Origin of the sequence: Neobacillus cucumis (assembly GCF_016908975.1) — a bacterium.
Lineage (GTDB): Bacteria > Bacillota > Bacilli > Bacillales > Cytobacillaceae > Neobacillus > Neobacillus cucumis.
Genome location: NZ_JAFBEX010000002.1, coordinates 241,644 through 264,763, shown reverse-complemented (window position 1 = coordinate 264,763; position 23,120 = coordinate 241,644). Strand labels below are relative to the sequence as shown.

Sequence of the window (23,120 nt, the reverse complement as noted above, 5' to 3'; positions counted from 1 at the left end):
CGTAAATTTTACCTATTATTAATTACTTTACCAATTAAAACTAAAGATTGACCCTTACTTTCTCTCTTAACGAAAACGACAGCCTCCTGTATTTGGAGACTGCCGCCTTACCACTTTAAAAGCCATTTATATCGCGAATTAAATTGTACGCATCCGGTGTCCCAATACCTGAAGCCATATCATAGCCAGCTGTAGCCGGATAATACAAATTTGTTCCAGACGTAATATCATGATAGGCTGAATAATTTTGAGTTGTATTAAAGACTTTATAAAGAGTAGGATTTGCCTGACCAAGGTAGCTCTTGCCATTTGCTGCTGCAAATTGATTATTGAGTGTAGCGATTCCTGCCCATAACGGTGCAGCAGCTGATGTTCCACCGACTACTTTCCAGGCACCTCCGGTATAGATTGAATATCCGGTGTTAGGGTCGGCATCTGCCGATACATCCGGAACCTCTCGTTTACCATTCGAATAACTGTTTTGGACACCAGGACCTGACTGGTATGATGGCATAGCATAAACTTTGGACAATCCTCCACCATCACCACTTTTGTTTATTTTGTTACTCCAAACGGATTCTGAACTGTAAGAAGTACCACTTAAATTCAGGTGAGTTCCACCAACGCCAGTCACATACGGGTCATTTGCGGGACTATCGACCTCTAAGGTTCTGCCTCCGGAATCGTACGCACCATTATCTCCAGAAGCAGCAAATATACTTTGTCCTTGGGCAGCATATTGTTGGAAAATGGTATGTAGGCTATTCATGGTTGCACTTGCTTCATGCTGCTCACCAATACCCCAGCTAACAGAAATTGATTTTGCCCTATTTTCAGAAGCAATTTTTTGATACGTATCAATTAAGCCCTGGGCGCTATTTGGCCCTTCGTATACAATCACTTGTGCTTTAGGAGCAATTGCATTGATTACCTCAATATCAAGTTCTACTTCGATTTCACCTTGACCGGCAGCACCACTATAACCATCAATATATACATTCGTTGGCGAAGGGCTTCCTAGGCCATAGTAGCTGTTATAGCTACTAATGTTCGTCGCTTTATATCCGTCCAACTCCATGACTGCTACAGTTTGGCCAGATCCAGTATACCCGGCACTTGCCAGTGGGTTGACATCGTAAGCACCTTTTAATTCAGAAGGTGTATAACCTCCAGCTGGGCCACTGCCCACTTTCGGCGTCACTGCTGCAGTCTTTTGGGAAACTTGCGTTGATAGACTACTAATTTTCGGATGTGTATAATGTGGTTCATTATTCAGTCCCTCAACATCCGTAATTACCCCAGAAAATTCTGCAGGAATGGTAGGAGCTTTGTCATTAGCATAATAGATTTCGCCCTTTGAATTTTTATAGTTATTTATGGTTACACCAAAAGTATCTTCCATTTGTCCAATGGTACCACTTACGGTAATAAAGGCGTTATTGGAAGAAACAATATCGACTTTAAAGCCTTGACTTGTTAAATAGCTTTTAACATTGGCAACCGTTGCATCAGTTGGTCCATATTGATTTTTAAATTCATCGGGTGTTAAGTATTTCTTGTAGTTTAAGGAGAAGGGGTTCTTAAGGCTGGCAATATAATTATCCAGTTTATCGCTGTTTCTTAGCTGAAGGGCAACCGTTATAGAAGCCTTGGTGCTGCGGTTTGTGTGACCAATGGGAGTGCCGTGATTTGCGGCAGTTGGAGCTGCCTCAATTAGTTGTACATGATTGGACGCTGCCGCAAAAGTTGAGCCTCCAGTGAAGTACAACGTTAAAGATAAGAATGAAGCAACAGTGGGTACTAATAATTTTCGGTTTCTTTTTCTCATCCTTACACCTCTCCTTAGTTCCTAAATCAGATCTTACCAACAATCTAGAATCAAAAGACTATTTGAGGCTCCCGACTACCTTGGAACTAAATTTCCAGCCATTTCTTTAGGCTATCGACTTGGGCTTTGTATCACCTTCATTCCATAGTAGACCTTCCCATTTAGAATATATTTCACTTTCTCTAATATTTTACCAAGTAAAGATACAAATCACATAAGTCTTTCAACTTATTATTTTAAAAATATTAAGAATATAAATTCCTCAAAATCCTTTTAATAAGTGCTTTACTACAAGTTAATAGGCTTCGAAAGTTATCTCGTTAGAGGAATTTAGGATAAAGACAAAAATACTGTAAGTTATTTGAATCTTTCACATTGAGAAGTGGAATAACAATCAAGAATAGAGTCGTTATGGACCTAAAAGGATTCTACTAGTTTATTGACAAAATTAATACATGTAATTAAAATGTTTACATGTAATCTATTTTGTTACACAAATACAAATTATAGGAGGCCTATAAAATGAAAATTGGTATTATTGGTGCCAGCGGTAAGGCTGGCAAGCTTATCCTAAATGAAGCTGTAAAAAGAGGTCATGAAGTTACAGCAATTGTGAGAGATGCAGCTAAAGTTCAAAATGAGCACGTTGCAGTTCTGGAAAAAAACATCTTTGATTTAAAATCGGATGATATTAAAAATTTTGATGTAGTAGTTAATGCATTTAATGCACGAGGACAAGAACATCAGCACGTAGAAGCAGGAAAAGTATTAATTGAAGCACTTAAAAGTGCTCCACAGACAAAGTTAGTCGTTGTAGGCGGAGCAGGAAGTTTATTTGTAGATGAAGCAAAAACTGTGCGACTGCTAGAAACTCCCGACTTCCCTGCTACCTACTTTCCTACTGCATCAAACATGCTGAAAAACCTCGAAGAACTACAAGACACAGACGGAATTCAATGGACTTATATTAGTCCAGCAGCATTCTTTAATCCAGAAGGAAAACGAACAGGTTCTTACCGAAAAGGGAAAGACCAATTAATCTTTAATTCAAAAGGTGAAAGCTATATCAGTTATGCCGATTACGCAATCGCTGTTTTAGATGAAATCGAAAATCCACAACATAAAAACGAACGATTCACTGTCGTTGGAGAAGCAGAATAATTTTACAAATATGGCAGAGTAAAAGTACCTCAAATTATTCGAATAGCTTTTTAAAAGCGAAGTACACTATAAATCGTTGAATATTTAAACTTAAATATTGGAGGTAGTTTATAATGAAACATCTTATTATATATGCACACCCACACCCAGAAAGCTTCAATCACGCTATTTTGGAAACAACAGTAAATGCATTAAAGAAAAACGGGCATGATGTCGTTGTCCGTGATTTGTATGCACTTAATTTTCAACCCGTCCTAAAACCAGAAGATACGTCTGCAATGAAAGCTGGAGAAACTCCTAAAGATATTAAAACGGAACAGGATCATATCACTCACGCAGATGTCATAACCTTTATTTATCCTATTTGGTGGGCTGGATTACCAGCTATCCTTAAAGGATATGTTGACCGAGTATTCTCCTATGGCTTCGCCTATGCATATGGTGAAGAAGGTGTCATAAGGATGTTGTCAGGTAAGAAAGGTCTTATCATAAATACACATGGCAATCCAAAAGATTATTATAATGAGATCGGAATGACAACAGGTTTAAAAATCACATCTGATACTGGAATATTTGAATTTGTTGGTATTGAACCAGTAGATCATATACTATTTGGAAGTGTCGGTTCACTGGATGAAGAAGCGTATAAAGGTATGTTAAAGGAAGTTGAAGAAAAGATTAATTCTTTATTCACACAGTATGCTTTGACTAAATAAATCTTTAGGTTCCCTTTTAGGGAGCCTTTCTTATTATCATGAATGTACAACATAAAAGTCCTGTAATTTAAAACCTGCCTCTGCAAAAACCGTTGGAATTTATTAGCCAGGCCTAGAACTTCCACATAAGGGCCATTTTTTACTTGATTATAAGTCTGCTATAAAAGTGACAACTTTTTTCTTTGTATATAAAGGCTCTTTATAACTGAATGTTGATTCAATGTGTTTGAAAATTAAACGGAAAAACTCCGTTTAAATTGGGAAATACCCATATTCCCTTGAATATAAAGGAAGTTTTTCCGTTTATTTTATCCAAATCTTTGGGATTTTGTCTTATTTAGAACAGTTAACCGGAATATCTCCGCTTATCTCTGCTTCTAAAGCTGCCTCTATATACATTAGACGGAAATTTTCCGCCTATGAATTCTCATCCCTAAATCAAAATCAACAATGAATAATAATAGAGCCTATAAAAACTTGATTCCCGAATATCAAACATCATTGGTCGTTTTTCCCCTCTTGATTCCAAGGACTGATTTAGTTGCGCCAATCAAATGACCGGGCAATTAAAATCCTTCGCCATCGTTCTCATAGAGAGTCTTGCTGCTAGAATCGTAACTTCCCCATCCTGGAATCCACCCGTCATAGAAATGAATTAAATTAACAGGAATTAGGGGGTTTTAGTGGAAAAGTTCTCTAAGGGTAATTAAGGGCTCAATAATCTACAATCACGAGAAGAAAAACGTTCCTACAATTAACTGAAAGGACGTTAAATTAACGTTGATATTACTTCATTCAACTGCAATTGCCGATTAGAAAAAATAATATCGAAAAAATGCAGTGGTCAGGATCGAAATAAAACATTTTATATTGATTTAATATGGCTATGTGATATAGTGTGATATATTTGTGTAAATTATTTGATCTTAAAATACAAGTTTGATTCCACACTCCACATGTATAGAGTTGTAGGTGGCAACACAAGAGGTGTTGGTGAGTTTTCACTTGTTTTTAAAGTTTTGTTTAGAACTCAACCAATTCTTTCAGTTTTTGTACAGTTATTCCCAAATGTGAATCACTCATATCTTGCCTCCAGGTTCGGTTGTATAATAGACTTTTAACCAATTGATATACGCCCAAATTAATATAAATCAAAAATCGAATTACATTTTTCACAAAAATAATTTCAAGATAGAAAAAGCAGCAAAAATCTAGTAAAATATCCACATGTGACATTAGATAAGGGGTTAAAAAATGAGCGTATTAAACGTAAAAAATTTAAGTCACGGTTTCGGTGATCGTGCAATATTTAATGATGTGTCTTTTCGACTTTTAAAAGGAGAACACGTTGGACTAGTTGGAGCAAACGGTGAGGGTAAGTCTACCTTCATGAATATTGTTACTGGGAAGTTGCAACCCGACGAGGGAAAAGTTGAGTGGTCACGAAAAGTTCGTGTTGGTTATTTAGATCAGCATGCTGTACTTCAAAAAGGTACTACGATGCGTGACGCTTTAAGTACTGCTTTTCAATATCTTTTTGATGCTGAATCAGAAATAAATGAACTTTATGCTAAAATGGGTGATGAAGGTGCTGATATCGATGCATTACTTGCAGAAGTTGGAGAGCTACAAGAAACTCTAGATAGTAATGATTTCTATCAAATTAATTCAAAAGTTGAGGAAGTTGCTCGTGGTCTAGGATTAGACGATGTTGGACTCGATCGAGATGTAGATGATCTTAGCGGTGGGCAGCGTACGAAAGTTTTGCTAGCTAAGCTGTTGCTAGAAAAGCCTGAAATCCTATTACTAGACGAGCCTACGAACTATTTGGATGAACAGCATATCGAATGGTTGAAGCGCTATTTACAGGAATATGAGAATGCATTTATCTTGATTTCACATGATATTCCATTCTTGAACAATGTTGTTAACTTAATCTATCACATGGAAAACCAAGAGTTGAATCGCTATGTTGGTGACTATGATAACTTCTTAAAAATTCATGAAATGAAGAAGCAACAGCTAGAGTCTGCTTACAAGCGTCAACAACAAGAAATTGCTGATTTGAAAGATTTCGTTGCTCGTAACAAAGCAAGTGTTGCGACTCGTAATATGGCGATGTCTCGTCAGAAGAAACTCGACAAAATGGACGTTATTGAATTGGGGAAAGAGAAGCCGAAACCTGAGTTTAACTTCAAAGAAGCTCGTGCAGCTAGCCGTTATATTTTCACGGCTGAAGATCTTGTTATTGGTTACAATGAACCACTTTCCCGCCCTCTGAATTTGAAAATGGAACGCGGACAAAAAATCGCATTCGTGGGTGCAAACGGTATAGGTAAGTCAACTCTTTTAAAAAGTATTCTTGGTTTGATTAATCCAATTTCGGGAAAAGTGGAACGTGGTGATTATCAACACATCGGTTACTTCGAGCAAGAAGTTAAACAGGCCAACTACAACACTTGTATTGAAGAGATTTGGAGCGAGTTCCCAAGTATGAATCAGGCTGAAGTCCGTGCTGCTCTTGCAAAATGTGGATTAACGACGAAACATATTGAAAGTAAAGTCGAAGTCCTTTCTGGTGGAGAAAAAGCCAAAGTTCGCTTGTGTAAAATTATTAACACAGAAACGAATTTATTAATTTTAGACGAACCTACCAATCACTTGGATGTTGACGCAAAAGAAGAATTGAAGCGTGCTTTAAAGGCATATCGCGGAAGTATCTTGATGGTATCCCACGAACCAGATTTCTATCGTGAAATTGCGACCGATATTTGGAATTGTGAGGATTGGACTACGAAAGTGTTTTAAATAAGATTAAGGGGTACCCAATGAATAAAAAATCACTTGGGTACTCCTTTTTATTAACCATCCAAATTTTCCAATAAAAATATACTTTTAGATTTCTTATAAAAGCTCATATAAACTAAAGTTAGAATGAGCTTCTATCTATTTCAATATTAATTTTGCAACAGTTACCACATGTATGGAGTCTGGGAAATAATTAATTAATTTTATTAAAGGTATATTCTTGAATATACTTGGCTAATCCTTTATCACAACAATAAACAAAGCACCCCTTCATCCCCCTAGTCATTAACGTTTTATATGTGTTTCTAACTAGTTCATCTAAAGGATCCACTTGGCCTTTTTTAGGCTTCGCAGGTCTTGCTCCCTTATCTTTAAACTCATTTCTTCTTACGATGATTTTTTTGGTTACATCATCAAAACCAAGGTCATTTCCTATAATCACACCAACATAATCCATCTCAAGCCCCTGAACTGTATGAATGCACCCAATTTGATTTGCACATTCCGGATGAATAGCCCAGTCAATTCGATTCGGATCATTCCACGGCAAGGCAAAGTTATGTTCCTCGATTATAACATCCTTCGCAAGCTCTCCATTAACAAGCTCTTTGGACCAATCCCACGCGTATCCAGCTAATAATCTACCACCGCGTTTATCAACAATTTCCTCCTTTAACTCCTGGGGACTTGAAACAATTTTAAAATCAAAATCCTCTTCCAATGGGAAAATTTCTTTTTCATTATATAATAAGTTATTTAACCATGAAATGTAATTACCTGAACCTGAGCATCGATATTGAGATTCAAGCTCTACAGTGTGAACGGTTGCACCAAACCTTGAGGCTTCCTTTTCTACCTCCTTAACGCTGCCGATATCTTTTTTAGATATTTTTTGAAAATCATCAATAAAAAACACGCTTATACGAGAAGAGCGAATAATCTGTGTGATTTGATTTTCTCCCTCAATTTTCTTCTTCATATGACCATGTTCTTTTAAACGGTGAGCCTCGTCACAAATAAGGACATCAAAATAATTTTCAGGTGCTTGTACATAGGAAGCGGAACCTTTAAACAAATCTCTGACTTCAACATGACCAGATGAACCAATTAACTTTTTACGCAGTACTTCTCGGAATGCCTGATTAGGTGTAATATACTCTACATACGCTCTTGAATGTAACATATGGCTCATTAAATTTAAGCCTATAACCGATTTCCCAGTACCTGGACCACCTTTAATAATAATCACTTGCTTTTGATGCGTCTGTACTTTTATTTGGTTATAAAGACTTACTACTTTTTCATAAGCAACCTTCTGCTCATCTAGTAACACAAATTCTTCATTACCAGCAATTAGTGATCCCACAGTCTCTACTAGTTTTTTGGAAGGACGGATTTTACCATTCTCAATAGTATCGGCTATTTCCTTACCATTTCCTTTTGACACTAAATACCGGATATTCTTAGCTAGATCCCTGTCACTAAATTGAAAATACAATGGAGATTCTTCAATGTATTTGTCATATCGTTTATCGAGCAGCGGCTCACCAATACTTGCCATAATATAATTATGTAAATAAGCACATGAGTGAAGTTTTATAGAGTTATCACTATACAAAGACTCGTTAAAATTTTGAAGATATCGTTTATACGATGATGCTTGGTATGCGGGATGAACGGTTTCTCTTTCTCGCCCGCCCAGGAAAGTTCGAACAATACCGTCCCCATCAGAAGTCTTTGCCTTTTGCCATTGCTTTAATTCAATAATGACCGCATTCTTTGTCCCTTTGTCATCCTGTCCAGTAATCAGAAAGTCAATCCTTTTCTCTGTGGAAGGCAGTTTATATTCTAATAAAACATGTGTGTCCTCTTTTAAGTCAGCATCACGCAGCACCTTGGCCATTTGAGGAAGAGATCTCTCCCAAGACTGTAATTCACTACTTGAAACGACCTTATTCATTTTCCTTAATACTTTTTCCTTCAATACATATCCAATTTTATTTTCGTAGATATGATTTAAAAAGGCGGAAGATGTCTCATTATAAATAATCACTTGACTGTTTCCTCCTTTTTCTTAACTGGATACTTCTCTGCATTTTTAATCAACTTTCTTGTGACTTCTTCATCAATATTAATATCCATTTTATCTGCTAACTGGATTAGATAAATTAATATATCCGCTATTTCATCTTTAATATTCTCTCTTGATTCTGCAAGTGCCTCTTCAGTTGTCTTCCATTGAAAGTTCTCGAGTAACTCACTTGCTTCAAGAGAAATAGAAATCGCCAAGTCTTTTTCGTTGTGATACTTTTTCCAATCTCTTTCATCCCTGAAGGATAAAATCTTTTTTTGAATCTCTTTCATTTAAATTTATCTCCTATGTGCAATTAAAATAATACCGCTATACCTTTAATACCTTATTTTAACACTTCTGTTTTAATTAAACACTTAATTAATGATTATGAGCTAGTGAACCATTTAGTTCTGGTAACAATTAAACCTAGTTTCGTATTTAAAATAATAAATCAATGAAAAATTAAATTAGTATTGCACACACCCACTAAATCCCCACCTTGTCACAAAGTTCGTTCTGCTCCAGATATTTAATTTGTTTCTTCTAGCCAAACTCTCATCGTCCCGATATAAATCCAGATATTTATAAGGTGGCTTCAGGATATACCCCACTCGAGCGAATCCTTCCATAAGCATTGTTTCTTGAACGGATTTACCATCGACATAAACATAAGCTAATAGTCTTCCATGGGAATCCCTAAGGTTTTCCTGCTCCCGCTCCATCGTTAAGCTTCCGCTTTTCACCAGCTCATTATTTCTGACGTAAGCCTCCCTTGCATAAGGCTGGACACACATGTCTGGCTTCTTCGAGTCCGGTGTATCGATCAATAAATAACGAACCGTTTCCCGCTTTCCGTTTACTTTTACTTTGATTGTATCGCCATCAATCGTATCCACTAATGAGATTGGTACCTGATCTGATGGAATGCTGAACCGACTTTCCGAACTTGTTTGCACTATATCCTGCTGCTGGCTTTCCACTTGTTTTATTTCATCATGATGTACTGTCATGGTGGGAATACTTAGTATTGTTGCGATTGTTATGAAGCTGACTCCTGCTATTCTTTTTCGCATGAATATCCCCTCCTGGTTTTACCATTCTTAGTTTTCAAAGTGTCCAAATGGCTTGATTCCACCTACCTCTTAAAAAAGTACACAATAGCTGGAGAACCATCGATTCTAAACTTTGCCATCATCCACCACTGCCTTTCTGCAATTAAATTTCTCTTCCATATTTGATATATAGATAAACGTAGTAAATGGGCTGCTGTTTTTCATTAAAATGTGAAGATTACATGACGCCCTTTTCACCCCCTTGCGATTTTATGGACATACCTGTGTCATCAGCACTCCTACCCTATCGAGATCTGCTAGGTAAGGCGAATTTCACTTTTTCTGTTCTAGATTATTTGGAAGTTAATACCTATAGGTGAACCACTATAACCATGGAATAATAATATTCATGGTTAATTTTCCGACTATTATCTAAAGACATCTGACTAGACAGTAATAACGTTTAAGTACCAATCCCTTGATTTAATTAAGGATTAACTATTATTCAACTAGATGTAAGAACTATAGTGATAGAAGTAGTGAAAAGGACGGGCTGTTTCATTAGTACAACCTATCCTCGTGGTACATATAAATAAGTAAATAAATAAATTACATCTTAATTAAAGGGGAATTTGTAAATATGTGTGATCACATCTTGAAGAATTTTATAGATAAAGTAATCAAGGTTGACCGGGATGGCCCAGAATCCAGAATTGGAAAGTTATTGCATGTGGGTGAAGATTATATTGTCATTCTTACAGATGAGGAGGTCGTTTACTACAACAGTCATCATATTAAAAGTTTTACTGTAAGTGGAACAGGTAATATGATGATCCATGTTGAAGTTCCGGAAGACCTCGAACTTAAAAAAGCACACAATTTTAAAGGGTTGTTTAAATGCTCCAAATATGAATGGGTACGAATTAATCGTGGCGGTCCTGAAACTGTAGAGGGGTTACTAACTGGTTTAGAAGATAATTTTGCTATTTTAGTGAATTGTGATGAGATTATTCGTGTTGCCCTTTTCCACATTAAAAATATCAGTTATGGAAGGACTAACCCCGAATATGATGAATCAAGTGATGAATCAAGTTCAAGTTCAAGTTCTAATGATGAATCAAGTTCAAGTGATGAATCAAGTTCAAGTGATGAATCAAGTTCAAGCTCAAGTTCATATTAAGTACCACGGGTGAATGAAGACGAGTAAATGAGTAACGATAAAGATGATCTCTGTATTGTGAACAGGGGTCATCTTTTTTAAATCCCATTGCTATTTATAGTGATTGTAATATGTCATATAAATTATGGCATTTAAAAAGGTGCACCATTTTGTACACCTTTTCAAAAAATTACTATTTAATAACTCAACTTTCGCAGAGTGGAATCCCAACTGTCATTAACTTTCATTCTCTTTCCTTTTTTCCGTTCATCAATTTTTCAACACTCCATGATAGAAATTTGGCTCCAATCAATAGAAGTAAATGGTGAAAAAGTTATTTCCATTATTAGTAATCTATAATTTTATATGGATAAACAGATATTAAATTTGTATTCTCAACTAAATAAGAGCTTGGTTTGTGAAGGTGACCGTGTATAAAGTATTTTGGTTGCTTGGTATTGATGTAATAATTAAAGGCCTCAAATCCCCGATGCTCTACGTCGAAGTTTATAGAATCTTCTGTCCAGGGATTACTGTGTGCAATAAAAATATCTACTGGTTCCAAGTCTTTTACGAATTCAAATACTTCCTCTTCAAAAAATAAAAGGGATTGTTTCCTTTTATAAGCAATTGAACCGTTAAATCCAGCTATTTTGATTCCATTTACTGTAATGATCTTTTGATGAACATAAATAATGTTAGTATTTTCATAGTAATCAGGACGGTCATGATTCCCCAAAACTCCTACTATAGGGCAGTTATATTTTTTCTCAATTTCTCTTATTTCGTCAAACTCATTATCGCCTAATAAGAGTACCAAATCAGGTGATATGTCAGGGTGGTTCCGATAATAATCATGGGTGTCAGATATCGCAAGTATTTTCAAATTTTCACGCTCCAAGCCATATCGCATTTTAATGAAAAGTACATGCTATATCTTATGAACCATAACGTAAAATGAAAACGGACAAATGTCATATTTTAAGAGAAATTAAATACTTTGCTAAATTATTCACTTATAAAAACAGACAACAGTCTTTTTGACAGCTGCCTGTTTGGTAAATACTCACATTTCTAATTCCCTACATTCAATTCTTTATCCCTGATTTCTACCTTTTTCAATCTGTTCTTTAATTTTTTCAGCAACTTCCTGCACTTTATAAGCATCATGGACACCAACCAAAGGTGACTGCTTAGATTCTATGGATTGTATAAAGTGTTCAATTTCTAAATAAAGTGTTTCTTGATGAGGGGTCAAAATTTTTTCTATAGTATTTTCAACATGGTAGGAACGGCTATCAGATGGAGAAAGTTTTGACTTATGGTAAACGTATAACTCCTTGGATAAAAGGTTCGTTTTAAGGAACCTATCCTTTTCCGTTACGTTTATTTCTCTCTTTTTTTCTAAAGAAAAACGGCTTGTTAGCAAGGATGCGAAACACCCATTTTGAAAGGATATCAGTGCTGACGCAGCCTCTAATTGTTTACCATCTTCAATGAAATAGCCGACAGCGTTCACTGTTGAAATCGGGCTATCAACTAGTTGTAATACGAGGTCGATATCATGGATCATTAAATCAAGGATTACATCTGTTTCAATACTTCGGTTCGGTACTCCAAATCTCCTAGCCTCTATAGAAATCACATTTTCCTTATTTATAAGCTCTGATAGCTGTTTGAAAGCAGGGTTAAAACGTTCTACGTGACCAACTTGAACTACAACTGACCCATTATCTACCGCTTTTATTATTTGCTGAGCTTCCTTTAATGAAGACACAAATGGTTTTTCAACCAAGACATGTTTACCTTGCTGAATCGCTTGCATCGTTAATGAAAAATGATAGGGCGTATGGACGGCTATGATGACCGCATCAACTGCATTGATGAGTTCGGTGTAAGACGAAAAGCTTTGAATGCCAAACGTTTTTGCTATTTTTTCACTTCTTTTCTGGTCAATATCAAATACTCCGATAAAATCTGCTTTTTTCAGCATTTGTAGGACTTTACAATGATTAACCCCCATACTTCCAACGCCCACAACCCCTATTTTAATTGTGACCATGGCTAATCACCAAAAAATTCTTTTATTGCTGCTATAATATAGTCTTGTTGTTTTTGTGTCATCATTGGATTTATTGGTAAAGCCAAAATTCTTTTGGCGCATCCTTCCGAAACTGGAAAATGATCATTTTTATATCCAAGATGAATAAAAGCTTGTTGGAGGTGGAGTGGTATGGGGTAATAAATGCCTGTTGCAATTTCTTTTTGTTCTAGAAATTGGGCTAATTTCTCCCGTTGACTGGTCTCTATACAATATTGATGATAGACGTGTTCTCTATCTTCTGCTTCTACTGGGACTTTAACAGTATCCGCCAATTCCAATGAATAATTTTCCGCTAATTCTTTTCGACGATTATTCCATTCGTCTAACCGTTTGAATTTCACTCTAAGAATCGCAGCTTGTATTTCATCTAATCGGCTATTTAATCCAATATCTGTATGGACATACCGTTCTGAACTGCCATGGTTCCTCAGCAATTTCAATTTACTAAATAAATCACTATTATTCGTAACAATCATTCCGCCATCACCGTACGCTCCCAAATTTTTGGAAGGAAAGAAAGAAAAGCAACCAAAATCCCCGAAAGAACCAACTTTTTTCCCTCGGTAGGAAGCTCCTATGGATTGACAGGCATCCTCTATAACACGAAGGTTATACTTATTGGAAATGGTCATAATAGCATCCATATCAACAGATTGACCAAATAAATGTACAACGATAATCGCTTTCGTTTTTTCTGTGATTACACTTTCAATCAATTCGGGATTCATGTTATACGTCTTTGGATCAATATCGACAAAAACTGGTGTGGCCCCCACCCTTGCGATTACTTCTGCCGTAGCAAAAAAAGTAAATGGTGTTGTAATTACCTCATCACCGCTTCCGATATTTAAAGCTTCTAAACATAAAAGCAGTGCGTCCGTACCATTTGCCACGCCTAACGCATGGGAAACACCAATATATTGAGATATTTCTTTCTCCAATTTTTCTCCCTCTGGACCTAATATAAAATAGCTGCTTTCTAATACGTCCAGGATAGCACGGTTCAATTCATTTTTTAATTGTTCATATTCAGTTTTTATATCAACAAGAGGAATCATTCTCTCTCACCTCAATATGCTATTTATCCTTGATAAAGGGCCATCGTCTATTCAACAATGGCCTTTTAGAAATCGTTTGTATAAGTTTGTTTAATAATCCGCATCAGATGGAGGTGGAAATTCTGGCGGCTTTGGACCTTTTGGTTTCGTGCCTTTTGGTTCTGGACCTTTTGGACCTTTTGGACCTTTTGGACCTTTTGGACCTTTTGGACCTTTGGGACCTTTGGGACCTTTGGGTTCTCCTGGGTTTCCAGAAAGGTGATGATCTTTTGTCATTTTTATTACCTCTCTTTGTAGTAACTCATATATCATATACTTTTTAGTAATATGTACTGAATCTTCCTTTGGTGAAGAAAGGTCTTAATAAAAATTAAATTACTCTTTAATACGTCACCTAAGAAAAAGTCCTCGAATAAACTAACGAGAAATTCCGTTTTGTTTTTAGGAGTATAAGAAGTAGAAGAATACATTTCATATAAACTGGTGATATAAAATGAAAATAAAATCTTTCACGGATGAATATGAAAGCAAATGGGATAGCTTTGTTCAAAATTCAAAAAATGGAACCTTTATGCAGCAACGCAAATTTCTTAATTACCACTCCAAAGGAAAATTCAAAGATTGTTCTCTATTGGCAATTGACAACAAAGATCGAATTATCGCTGTGATCCCAGCAGCATTAAAGTCCGAAAATGAATCATTCATTTTTTGTTCTCATCCGGGAGCCTCACATGGTGGAATTATCATTGATCAATCCTTTGACACTGCAAAAGCCCTAACGCTAATCCCTCTCTTAATTGAACACGGCAAGAATTTGGGAGTAAAAGCCATTGAAATGAAAATGGTTCCCCGCATTTACCATTCCTGGCCTTCTGATGAAATAGATTTTTCATTAAGATATTACGGATTTTCTCCTGAGATTTCCGAATTAGCGACCGCCCTCCCTCTTAATAATATCGAAAATATTGAACTTCATATGGAAAAAAATGCGATAAGAAATAGGAACAAAGCAATAAATAGCGGGGTTATCGTAAAAGAAAGTAATGATCTTGCTGAGTTTTGGAAAATGTTAGAATCTAATTTAATAAAAAGACATAACACCTTTCCTACTCACACTTACAATGAAATTCTTGATCTTGCAAACAGATTTCCAGAAAAAATTAAACTTTTTTCTGCCTTCTACGAGGAAAAAATGATTGCTGGTGTTTTGGTTTTTATCCTTAACAATCGTGTATTAAATTGTTTTTATATATGCCATGATGAAAAATTCCAACACTTTAGACCTTTGAACCTTGTTTTCAGTACCCTTATACAGCGAGGGATAAACGAAGGGTACCACTTTGTGGATTGGGGTATTTCTACTGAGAATAAAGGGAAAGCGGTAAATCAAGGTTTATTTAAGTTTAAGGAAGGGTTTGGCGGACGTGGCGTGTTACGTGAAACCTACAGGTTAACTTTATGAAAATGGGTGATGAATTTGAAAATCCTATTTATTGAAGCCGCAAAACAGTATTTATTGGGTCTTCCTTCCGGTTTTGAAAAGAGTGGCTGTACTGTCAAAATATTAACAGATATTCAAGAAGAAGAATTGGAAAAGACACTTAAGGAATTTAAGCCAGATTTGGCTGTAACTGCCGGATGGACAAAAATTCATACAAGAGTCAATTTACAACTCCTCCACAGGCTTCTAAAAAAATATGGAGTGAAACATGCTTATTGGGCAACAGAAGATCCTCGTTGGAGGGAAAAATGGTCTTTGTATTATATTGAAACCACACATCCCGATTATATTTTTACAATAGACAGAGATTCCGTTATTTATTATAAAAATCTGGGATATTCCGCCCATCACCTTACATGGGCATGTAATCCTGATTTCCACAAACCAGGCAACAAGCAGGAGCAGTATTCCTGTGACATTGCTGTTGTAGCCACTGCAGGAGTAACCTGGAGTTCTTACCGCAAAGATAGCGTCCAGATTCTCTTGCAACCATTACTTGAAAAAGGATATAACGTAAAAATTTGGGGCAACCGCTGGGAAAAGGTAGACCCCAATATCATCGGATTTGACGTACCATCTAAATTTCTGAAACAAAAACTTCCATATACAGAAACAAACGATGTATATAGCACGGCAAAAATCGTTCTCGGCTTTCAAAACACTTTTACAGAATTAAACTCTAGAACATTTGAAGTCCTAGCATCTCAGGGATTTCTGCTTACACCGCATACCCCTGCCGTGGAAGAATTATTTATATCGAAAAAGCATCTTGTTTGTTCATCTTCTCCAAAAGAAACTTTAAAGTTAGTTGATTATTATCTTACACATGAAAATGAAAGAAAGACTATTGCGAAACTGGGACAGAAGGAAGTCTACTCGAACCATACCTACACACACCGAGCTAAAGAAATTTTAAACGTAGTGAGTAAATCATCAGGATAAGGCAGGGATCTCCATATGCAAAAATCGATAAAAAATTCAGTTCAATGCAGCGGAACGTCCATTACTGGTGAAATCCAATCGACAGTCACCTTTTATCCATCACCACCCGATTCTGGTGTTGTATTTGTCCGGGATGATCTACAAGGGAAAACAGAAATAGAATGTGTAGCACAATATGCTCAGACTGATTCCCGTTGGACATCACTTGTGAAAAATAATAACAGGATCGAACATACAGAACATATATTAGCTGCTATAACAGGTTTAGGTATTGATAACATTAAAGTGCATCTGAACAGCCCGCATATTCCCGTGGTCAGTCAATTTAGCTGTAAGGACTTCGTTGACGCACTATTACGAGCAGAAATCATCACTCAACCTAAGCCGAAACGGTTTATCACGTTAACAAAACCACAATGGGTCTTTGATTCCTTCTATTATAACGGACAACGCTATGACAGTATGTTAATTGCTTTACCTGCAGCGGAACCTACTTATACTTATTTGCTTGATTATCCAAGCAAGAAACTTCCAACACAGCTTGCCCATTACAAATTGACAACTGCCTTAGACTTTGTTACTGAACTATCATCTGCCAGGTCTTATATTATGGATGAGGAGTTTGATCTTGTTAAAAACTTAATTGGTAACGCAATGGATCAATGTCTGGTTATTTCCGAGGGAACAGGTCATCAGCTTAGATGGGAAAATGAGCCGGCAAGACATAAACTGGTAGATTTGATAGGGGATATAACCACTTTAGGCCATCCGGTTAAAGGTCACTTTATCGGAATAAGATCAGGACACAAAACCAATATCAAAATGTCAAAAAAAATAATGATGGATATGGAGAGTGACTTGCCATGATTATTTCCATCCATCAGCCTAATTACATCCCTTGGAGTGGGTATTTTCATAAAATGTTATCCAGCGATTTGTTTGTTATTCTCGATGATGTAGACCTTTCAAGAAGGGCAATTACGAATAAAAACAAAATAAAAAGCCCCGATGGCCCAAGATTGTTAAGTGTTCCTTTAGCAAATAAAAGTGGCAAAATTAAAGATGTGACAACGTTTGACGATGATAATTGGCCCCAAAAACATTGGGGTTCTATTCAAAGAAGCTATGCCAGGGCCCCATTTTGGAAACAGTATCAACATCTTTTTTGGCCTATTTATGAAAAGCCAAATAAAAAATTGGCAGATTTAAACTTACAATTAATAGAAATCATTCGAACAATACTAGAAATAAAAACTCCGATTATTCGTTCTTCAGAGATTGAAGTAATTACAGGCCATAAGGGTGAGAAGATTATTAACATTTGTAAAGCTTTAAATGCGACGGTTTATTTATCAGGGACTGGAGCCAAAACGTATAATGATGAAAAAGAATTTGAGAAAAATCAAATTCGACTAGTTTACCAGGAGTTTGAACCTCCTGTTTATCCCCAACTATGGGGTGAATTTATTCCTAATCTGTCAGTTATTGATATGCTATTTAACTGCGGTCCAAAGAGTAAAGAATTTATTCCCAAACAGGTGATTTATGAATAAATTAAATGTTCTCATTACCGGTTCGGGATCGGTCTATGGTGTAGCAGTTATTCAGTCGTTAATAAAATCCAAGTTAAATCTTAAGCTGATCGCAACTGATACCCAGCCCTATGCCCTGGGTCTGTATTTAGCCCATCACAGTTATATAGTACCTCCTGTAAAGGATGAACAGCTTTATTTAAAAAGATTACTAGAAATCTTGAGATTGGAGAGTATTGATGCCATTTTTATCGCCTCATCACAAGAGCTATCTTTTTTTAGTCGGAACAAAGCTTTAATTGAAAATGAAATAAAGTATAAGGTATTTGCTAACCCACATGATGTTTTATCCATTTGCATCGATAAATGGCATACGTTCCACTTTCTCAATGAACATAATTTCCCTTGCCCAAAAACCATTCGTTACCCAGAAGATATTGATAAAATGGATTCGTTTATTGAAGATGTGGGATTTCCTTTTATTGTAAAACCTAGACATGGTAATGGTTCAGAGGACATTCATCTAGTTAAAGATTTACTTTATTTTAAGCAGGTTATTTCCGATAAAAAAGATATGATTCTTCAGCAATTTCTTCCTGATGAGCAAAACGAATTTACCGTGGGAGTTTGTTGTGGAACAAATGGAAAGGTTCTATCATCCATTGCATTAAAAAGACAGTTACAGGACGGCATTACGATATCAGCAATTTCTGATGATTATAAGGAAATAACAGATTACTGCGAAAACGTCGCAAAAATCCTGAAACCATATGGTCCATGTAACTTTCAACTTCGAATGTGGAATGGAAAACCCTATATTTTTGAAATTAACCCCAGGTTCAGTAGTTCAACTGGAATGCGAACTCTTTTAGGTGTAAATGAACCGGAAATATTACTGAAGGCTGAAGTGCTACAAGAAAGCATTCCTGAAAGGCAAATACTAAAAGCTAGTGTGATTCGGCAATACACAGATTATTTAGTTCCAACAGAGGAAATAGAAATATTAAAGAACAAGAGGTTCGTTATTAAAGATACTAATGAATAATGAATTTTTGGCTAAACGGCAAAAACGCCTTCAAAATTTCTTATTTGAAGGCGTTTTTTTTTTGCATTTAAAGGTAGTATTTTGTTTAATTCCTATGAATGGAGGATTTTCCCTTTTAGTTTTTATTTCTATCAGCTAAATATTTAGCATATAAGATGGTATTTTTAGCTACATCTAATTCAACACTATATATATTAGGTGGACCGGGTCTCCAATTGACTTCAAAAAGCCAGAGTTTTTGGTTTTCATCGAGACCCACATCAATTCCTAACTCATCCAATTCATCCTCATATAATGAATCAAAATGATTGGAAAACTTGATCGCAAATTCTTCAAGATACCTTTGAATATCATACCAGGAGTCACCAAACTCTTGTTTTAAAAAAATACCCAAGTACGTACTATAACCACCACTACCCATATTAGACGTTATGGTACCCAACCTTCCAATCCTTGGATATATAGAAGTAATCACCCATTTTCCTTTTCCATCTTTTTGTACATGCAAGCGGAAATCAAAAACGTGACCAGATTTTGTTTGACTTGTAATAAACTGTTGAACTAAGTAGTCTTCATCTTGTATTTTCTGAGAGATCCAGTCTAATACTTGTTTTTCATTAAAAGATGTTATTACTTCTGCATCATTCATTTTGTAACGATTTGTTCCATTTTTTTCAATCAACACAACACCACTGCCCTGATGCCCAGACATCGGTTTGATAATCACTTTTCTATATTGACGAATCATGTTTAAAAAAGTCTGAACGTCCGTTAATTTATGAAAAGGAATCAGATATTGGTTAAATTTTTTTGCCCGACTAATTCTGTTATAGACCGACATTTTGTTCCCAATCGAATGACTTGTGAAAGGAATCCGCTCATACAAATAGTCAATGATTTGTTCCGCTTTCTCACTAGAAGAATAACTCGCATTATAAATGACATCAGGAAAAGGAAATTCCTTTTCAATCCACTGCCCATTTTCATAAACTTTCCCTAGAATTTTATGCTTTTTGATATTTACCTTTCTTGGGGTGAAGTAAAAAAAGTCTACACCTTCAGCCTTTGCTACAGCTGCATAAGCATATGCTTTCTTTACTTTGTTGGGATCTGCACGGTGATGAAGCATGCCAATAAGCGTCATGATAGATCACTCCAAATATTTAAATTGGATCAAGGTGGAAACGTATCTCGCTGGCTGCATCCATGGCTCTTCTTATCGCCTCTTCTTTATAATCTGAGGATGCCAAAATATAGCCGCAGCGATCACCCATTGATAAAGGTGGACGTACGATTTGTCCTTGTCGGGGCTTGATAAACACCTCTTCTACACCAGGATAATGGGTGCTGTTCTCTTTCCCAGTTACCTTGATTAATTTTCCTCTCGAATCAACTGTTAAATAATGTGCGTATACATACTTATGGTGCTTACTTGTAAGGTTAGGCTCCTGACCTAACATTAATTGAATCGTTTCCTCTACTAAATTAATTCCTAATCCGACTTCAATGATTCGATTCATCGCTCCACCCGCGATTCGCGGGTTCATTTCAATTAATTTCCACATCCCATCTACGATACGCATTTCAAAGTGACAGGCACCATTTTTCATTTGAAAAGCTCTTATGATGGAACCTACGGTCTCAAGGAGACTATAGTATAAACGTTCATTTATATAGGGTAGTAAACAATATCCGGTTACAATAAATCGTTGTGTAAAGGTAATCTGTTGTTCGATTACGGCGACAATAGTAATGGTTCCATTGTGTACTAAAACCTCAATTAAATATTGAGGTCCATCTAAATACTCCTCCAGTAAAATCTGTTCATTTTTTTCAAGTAATTTTTGCATTGCCTGCTTTAACTGGTTCTTATCATTTGCTAACAGAACATCTTTTGAGCCGGCAGATGTGGGTGACTTCACAATAAGTGGTAAATGTTCAGTGGCTTGTTCAATAAAATCCTCTAAGGAATCATCTGGTGTGTAAATTTTATAAAAGGAAGACATTGGGAGGTCTTTAAGGAGTTCACGAGTTAGCACTTTATTTTCCATTTTGAAAATGGCCTCAGTCGAGACTACCGTTGAACAAAATTCCTCTGATAAAGCTGCTGCTACATGTACAAAAGGATCAACAAAACTCAATATCCCCTTTATTTGTTTACCCTGTTTTTGTAGTTTACTAATGTTGTTTCTTAATTCATCATAATTGGAAGTATCCACTAAAATCATTTGATGGATATCGGGAAATTCTGTTCGTTGATGAATCAATTTTTGTCTATTCGTCAATAACACCGTAAAATAGCCGAGTCGTTCTGCCGCTTTGAATGCTTCTCTACTAGATCCAGATTTATTTGTTTCAATAAAGACAATCGTTTGCATAAGCTTGTCCTCCCAACTTTCTTGGTTTATGTAACATCCGCTTTAATGGCCATGTTGAAGTGAAATAACAACTCTTTCCTTTTTAATATATTGTCTGAGGACAAGATTGGATTGGACTAACGTAATCATTCTTAAAACCTCACTTAAAAAATTTTTCAAAAATAAAAAGAGCGCTGCCAGATAGGCTTAACGCTCTTAAGCAAAATTACCTTTTTAAATAATCAATGACATCATCGAAGTCTGAGTCATTCCCGCCCGTTTTGAAATAAACAATGTCATTTGGGATTAAAAAGGAATCAAAAAACCGCTTCATTTCATCTGCTTCTGAAAAATGATAAATATGATTTGGATCTAATCCTGCCTCGATCGCTGGCTTCTGAAAATCTTTTGCAATAAACCCTTTGGTAATGAGAATATCGACCCCTAATTCAGCTATTAGATGTCCGGCCTTTTCGTATTCTTCATCAGCATATTTACCCAGTGATGCCATTCTTCCCAATACTGCAATTTTTCTTTGAGATGGCAATGCTACCCTGCTCAATGTTTCTAAGCCTTTTCTTAAAGAAGCAGGATTTGACTTCCAAGTATCATCCACCAGCGTAATTTGTTTTCTTCCTTCAATGATTTGAAAATGGGATCCCATGTGATGATAAGAGGACAATCTCATTAAAGCATAGGGCAGGTTCACTCCTAAAATGGCAGCGGCTGCTAATGAAGCGGCTGCATTATAGACATTATGCTCACCAAGACCCGGTATATAGCCTTTATATTCCTTTTGCTTATATTTAATCCAAAAAGTCATGCCGGATGTATGATATTCATACTTTTTTATTCTAAAAGTAGCATTCTTGTTTTTTCCGAATGTCATAATCTCTCCCTTAAATTTAGAAGTGTCGATGGTGGAGAGGCAGGGGTCGTCCGAATTTAGGATTAGTGTTCCCTCATTGTTCATCCCTTCCATTATTTTTGCCTTTTCTGCTAAATAATCCTGAAAGGAGCGAATTTGATCCGTATGATCCACATCAATCATAGTCATAATCCCAATCGTCGGGTAAAAATATTTACAGGACTGCGTCATATCCCCTTTTTTAGATACGGCTGTTTCAAACACTGCCACATCCGTCTCTTCATCCATTCCTAATAAATAAGAAAGGTTGTAATAATCGGCATTTTTGCTGGATATGGTTGCCTGGACATTGTGTGTTTCTTCTAAAATATGTTTTAGCATTTCCTTGGTAGTAGATTTTCCGCATGTCCCTGTAATGGCAACGACAGGAATGTGAAACAGATGCCTGTAATAGAAAGTGAATTTAAAGAAACTTTCTTTAAGATCCTTTACCATAATAATTTGCTCGGAATTTAATTTTTCCATATCAGAAAAGGATGTATCTGTAACAATGAATACATTCGTGTAATTCTTTATCCGATTCACAGGCACTTCTTTATTGTTCCAACGAAAATATAACGTATGACTCTCAATCTCTGATCTGTCATCCGTGACCGTCTTAATCCGTATCCCTTTTTGCTTTTTATTAGGCTGAATATTCATGGCCGTTAAAATGTTCTCCAATAATAAAGTCTTCAAAATATCCCTCCAACTTTCCTTTTTTAAAAGGCATCTCCCCCCATAATATTTTTCTAAATGGGTGTAGTGATTGAAAAACTATGAATTCAAAGGCTAATGTATCATATGTTGTGTCCCCTTATGCAGGTGCGTGATAAATAGGCAAAGAATTTTTCACCGTATTCCATCTGCTTTTTA

At 36.1% G+C, this 23,120-nt stretch carries 20 protein-coding genes; 9 read left to right on the top strand and 11 right to left on the bottom strand.

Annotation, left to right across the window (positions count from 1 at the left end; genetic code table 11):
* Nucleotides 1-115 precede the first annotated feature (115 nt).
* Nucleotides 116-1,828, bottom strand: a complete 1,713-nt coding sequence (locus JOC76_RS03445; protein ID WP_205176095.1) for a S53 family peptidase — start codon at nucleotides 1,826-1,828, stop codon at nucleotides 116-118.
* Nucleotides 1,829-2,350: 522 nt separating this feature from the next.
* Here JOC76_RS03445 and JOC76_RS03440 point away from each other — a divergent pair.
* The 3 genes from JOC76_RS03440 to JOC76_RS03425 all read left to right on the top strand — a co-directional run bounded on the left by JOC76_RS03440 (nucleotide 2,351) and on the right by JOC76_RS03425 (nucleotide 6,513).
* On the top strand, nucleotides 2,351-2,989 hold the full coding sequence (locus JOC76_RS03440) for an NAD(P)-dependent oxidoreductase (protein WP_205176093.1): 639 nt from the start codon (nucleotides 2,351-2,353) through the stop codon (nucleotides 2,987-2,989).
* Nucleotides 2,990-3,102: 113 nt separating this feature from the next.
* The gene (locus tag JOC76_RS03435) at nucleotides 3,103-3,705 is read left to right on the top strand and encodes an NAD(P)H-dependent oxidoreductase (RefSeq protein WP_205176091.1); all 603 of its coding nucleotides are present in this window, start codon (nucleotides 3,103-3,105) and stop codon (nucleotides 3,703-3,705) included.
* Between the two features lie 1,254 nt (nucleotides 3,706-4,959).
* Nucleotides 4,960-6,513, top strand: a complete 1,554-nt coding sequence (locus tag JOC76_RS03425; protein ID WP_205176086.1) for an ABC-F family ATP-binding cassette domain-containing protein — start codon at nucleotides 4,960-4,962, stop codon at nucleotides 6,511-6,513.
* Nucleotides 6,514-6,706: 193 nt separating this feature from the next.
* Here JOC76_RS03425 and JOC76_RS03420 read toward each other — a convergent pair whose 3' ends face one another.
* The 3 genes from JOC76_RS03420 to JOC76_RS03410 form a co-directional block, all read right to left on the bottom strand.
* Nucleotides 6,707-8,566 carry a DUF2075 domain-containing protein gene (locus JOC76_RS03420; RefSeq protein WP_205176084.1) on the bottom strand — a complete coding sequence of 620 codons (1,860 nt, stop codon included), beginning with the start codon at nucleotides 8,564-8,566 and terminating at the stop codon, nucleotides 6,707-6,709.
* Nucleotides 8,563-8,877: a nucleotide pyrophosphohydrolase gene (locus tag JOC76_RS03415; protein WP_205176082.1), complete on the bottom strand. Its 315-nt coding sequence runs from the start codon at nucleotides 8,875-8,877 to the stop codon at nucleotides 8,563-8,565. Before JOC76_RS03415 ends, JOC76_RS03420 begins: the two co-directional genes overlap by 4 nt.
* 177 nt (nucleotides 8,878-9,054) lie before the next feature.
* Complete coding sequence (locus JOC76_RS03410) at nucleotides 9,055-9,660, bottom strand: thermonuclease family protein (RefSeq protein ID WP_205176080.1); 606 nt, start codon at nucleotides 9,658-9,660, stop codon at nucleotides 9,055-9,057.
* Nucleotides 9,661-10,279: 619 nt separating this feature from the next.
* Here JOC76_RS03410 and JOC76_RS03405 point away from each other — a divergent pair.
* The gene (locus tag JOC76_RS03405) at nucleotides 10,280-10,819 is read left to right on the top strand and encodes a hypothetical protein (RefSeq protein WP_205176078.1); all 540 of its coding nucleotides are present in this window, start codon (nucleotides 10,280-10,282) and stop codon (nucleotides 10,817-10,819) included.
* 325 nt (nucleotides 10,820-11,144) lie between these two features.
* On the opposite strand, the gene JOC76_RS03400 is transcribed toward JOC76_RS03405, so the two are convergent.
* The 4 genes from JOC76_RS03400 to JOC76_RS03385 all read right to left on the bottom strand — a co-directional run bounded on the left by JOC76_RS03400 (nucleotide 11,145) and on the right by JOC76_RS03385 (nucleotide 14,236).
* Nucleotides 11,145-11,684 (bottom strand): metallophosphoesterase family protein, encoded by a 540-nt coding sequence (locus JOC76_RS03400; protein WP_205176076.1) that lies wholly within the window; start codon nucleotides 11,682-11,684, stop codon nucleotides 11,145-11,147.
* Between the two features lie 210 nt (nucleotides 11,685-11,894).
* Nucleotides 11,895-12,860 (bottom strand): Gfo/Idh/MocA family protein, encoded by a 966-nt coding sequence (locus tag JOC76_RS03395; RefSeq protein ID WP_205176074.1) that lies wholly within the window; start codon nucleotides 12,858-12,860, stop codon nucleotides 11,895-11,897.
* Nucleotides 12,861-12,862: 2 nt separating this feature from the next.
* Nucleotides 12,863-13,960: a DegT/DnrJ/EryC1/StrS family aminotransferase gene (locus JOC76_RS03390; RefSeq protein ID WP_205176072.1), complete on the bottom strand. Its 1,098-nt coding sequence runs from the start codon at nucleotides 13,958-13,960 to the stop codon at nucleotides 12,863-12,865.
* Nucleotides 13,961-14,050: 90 nt separating this feature from the next.
* A complete protein-coding gene (locus JOC76_RS03385) occupies nucleotides 14,051-14,236 on the bottom strand; it encodes a hypothetical protein (protein WP_205176071.1) in 186 nt (61 codons plus the stop codon).
* Between the two features lie 217 nt (nucleotides 14,237-14,453).
* Between JOC76_RS03385 and JOC76_RS03380 the strand changes: the two genes are divergently transcribed.
* The 5 genes from JOC76_RS03380 to JOC76_RS03360 are packed head-to-tail and all read left to right on the top strand — an operon-like array spanning nucleotide 14,454 to nucleotide 18,980.
* Entirely contained in the window at nucleotides 14,454-15,422 is a 969-nt protein-coding gene (locus JOC76_RS03380; protein WP_205176070.1) for a peptidoglycan bridge formation glycyltransferase FemA/FemB family protein, read from the top strand.
* A 9-nt stretch (nucleotides 15,423-15,431) separates the two neighbouring features.
* A complete protein-coding gene (locus tag JOC76_RS03375) occupies nucleotides 15,432-16,403 on the top strand; it encodes a CgeB family protein (RefSeq protein WP_205176069.1) in 972 nt (323 codons plus the stop codon).
* 15 nt (nucleotides 16,404-16,418) lie between these two features.
* Nucleotides 16,419-17,270 (top strand): UDP-3-O-acyl-N-acetylglucosamine deacetylase, encoded by an 852-nt coding sequence (locus tag JOC76_RS03370; protein WP_205176068.1) that lies wholly within the window; start codon nucleotides 16,419-16,421, stop codon nucleotides 17,268-17,270.
* Entirely contained in the window at nucleotides 17,267-17,956 is a 690-nt protein-coding gene (locus JOC76_RS03365) for a WbqC family protein (protein WP_205176067.1), read from the top strand. Before JOC76_RS03370 ends, JOC76_RS03365 begins: the two co-directional genes overlap by 4 nt.
* On the top strand, nucleotides 17,949-18,980 hold the full coding sequence (locus JOC76_RS03360) for an ATP-grasp domain-containing protein (RefSeq protein ID WP_205176066.1): 1,032 nt from the start codon (nucleotides 17,949-17,951) through the stop codon (nucleotides 18,978-18,980). The genes JOC76_RS03365 and JOC76_RS03360 overlap by 8 nt, the downstream gene beginning before the upstream one ends.
* 115 nt (nucleotides 18,981-19,095) lie before the next feature.
* On the opposite strand, the gene JOC76_RS03355 is transcribed toward JOC76_RS03360, so the two are convergent.
* From JOC76_RS03355 to JOC76_RS03345, 3 genes are all read right to left on the bottom strand, one after another.
* Complete coding sequence (locus JOC76_RS03355; RefSeq protein ID WP_205176065.1) at nucleotides 19,096-20,124, bottom strand: YheC/YheD family endospore coat-associated protein; 1,029 nt, start codon at nucleotides 20,122-20,124, stop codon at nucleotides 19,096-19,098.
* A gap of 19 nt (nucleotides 20,125-20,143) precedes the next feature.
* Nucleotides 20,144-21,358: an ATP-grasp domain-containing protein gene (locus tag JOC76_RS03350; protein ID WP_205176063.1), complete on the bottom strand. Its 1,215-nt coding sequence runs from the start codon at nucleotides 21,356-21,358 to the stop codon at nucleotides 20,144-20,146.
* Between the two features lie 205 nt (nucleotides 21,359-21,563).
* Nucleotides 21,564-22,943 carry a Mur ligase family protein gene (locus tag JOC76_RS03345; protein WP_205176061.1) on the bottom strand — a complete coding sequence of 460 codons (1,380 nt, stop codon included), beginning with the start codon at nucleotides 22,941-22,943 and terminating at the stop codon, nucleotides 21,564-21,566.
* Nucleotides 22,944-23,120 lie beyond the last annotated feature (177 nt).

What these genes read in the sequence shown, in the direction of transcription:
- JOC76_RS03445 (WP_205176095.1), bottom strand. Translation starts at nt 1,828, where the DNA reads ATGAGAAAAAGAAACCGAAAATTATTAGTACCCACTGTTGCTTCATTC.
- JOC76_RS03440 (WP_205176093.1), top strand. Translation starts at nt 2,351, where the DNA reads ATGAAAATTGGTATTATTGGTGCCAGCGGTAAGGCTGGCAAGCTTATC.
- JOC76_RS03435 (WP_205176091.1), top strand. Translation starts at nt 3,103, where the DNA reads ATGAAACATCTTATTATATATGCACACCCACACCCAGAAAGCTTCAAT.
- JOC76_RS03425 (WP_205176086.1), top strand. Translation starts at nt 4,960, where the DNA reads ATGAGCGTATTAAACGTAAAAAATTTAAGTCACGGTTTCGGTGATCGT.
- JOC76_RS03415 (WP_205176082.1), bottom strand. Translation starts at nt 8,877, where the DNA reads ATGAAAGAGATTCAAAAAAAGATTTTATCCTTCAGGGATGAAAGAGAT.
- JOC76_RS03410 (WP_205176080.1), bottom strand. Translation starts at nt 9,660, where the DNA reads ATGCGAAAAAGAATAGCAGGAGTCAGCTTCATAACAATCGCAACAATA.
- JOC76_RS03405 (WP_205176078.1), top strand. Translation starts at nt 10,280, where the DNA reads ATGTGTGATCACATCTTGAAGAATTTTATAGATAAAGTAATCAAGGTT.
- JOC76_RS03395 (WP_205176074.1), bottom strand. Translation starts at nt 12,860, where the DNA reads ATGGTCACAATTAAAATAGGGGTTGTGGGCGTTGGAAGTATGGGGGTT.
- JOC76_RS03390 (WP_205176072.1), bottom strand. Translation starts at nt 13,960, where the DNA reads ATGATTCCTCTTGTTGATATAAAAACTGAATATGAACAATTAAAAAAT.
- JOC76_RS03385 (WP_205176071.1), bottom strand. Translation starts at nt 14,236, where the DNA reads ATGACAAAAGATCATCACCTTTCTGGAAACCCAGGAGAACCCAAAGGT.
- JOC76_RS03380 (WP_205176070.1), top strand. Translation starts at nt 14,454, where the DNA reads ATGAAAATAAAATCTTTCACGGATGAATATGAAAGCAAATGGGATAGC.
- JOC76_RS03375 (WP_205176069.1), top strand. Translation starts at nt 15,432, where the DNA reads ATGAATTTGAAAATCCTATTTATTGAAGCCGCAAAACAGTATTTATTG.
- JOC76_RS03370 (WP_205176068.1), top strand. Translation starts at nt 16,419, where the DNA reads ATGCAAAAATCGATAAAAAATTCAGTTCAATGCAGCGGAACGTCCATT.
- JOC76_RS03365 (WP_205176067.1), top strand. Translation starts at nt 17,267, where the DNA reads ATGATTATTTCCATCCATCAGCCTAATTACATCCCTTGGAGTGGGTAT.
- JOC76_RS03360 (WP_205176066.1), top strand. Translation starts at nt 17,949, where the DNA reads ATGAATAAATTAAATGTTCTCATTACCGGTTCGGGATCGGTCTATGGT.
- JOC76_RS03355 (WP_205176065.1), bottom strand. Translation starts at nt 20,124, where the DNA reads ATGACGCTTATTGGCATGCTTCATCACCGTGCAGATCCCAACAAAGTA.
- JOC76_RS03350 (WP_205176063.1), bottom strand. Translation starts at nt 21,358, where the DNA reads ATGCAAACGATTGTCTTTATTGAAACAAATAAATCTGGATCTAGTAGA.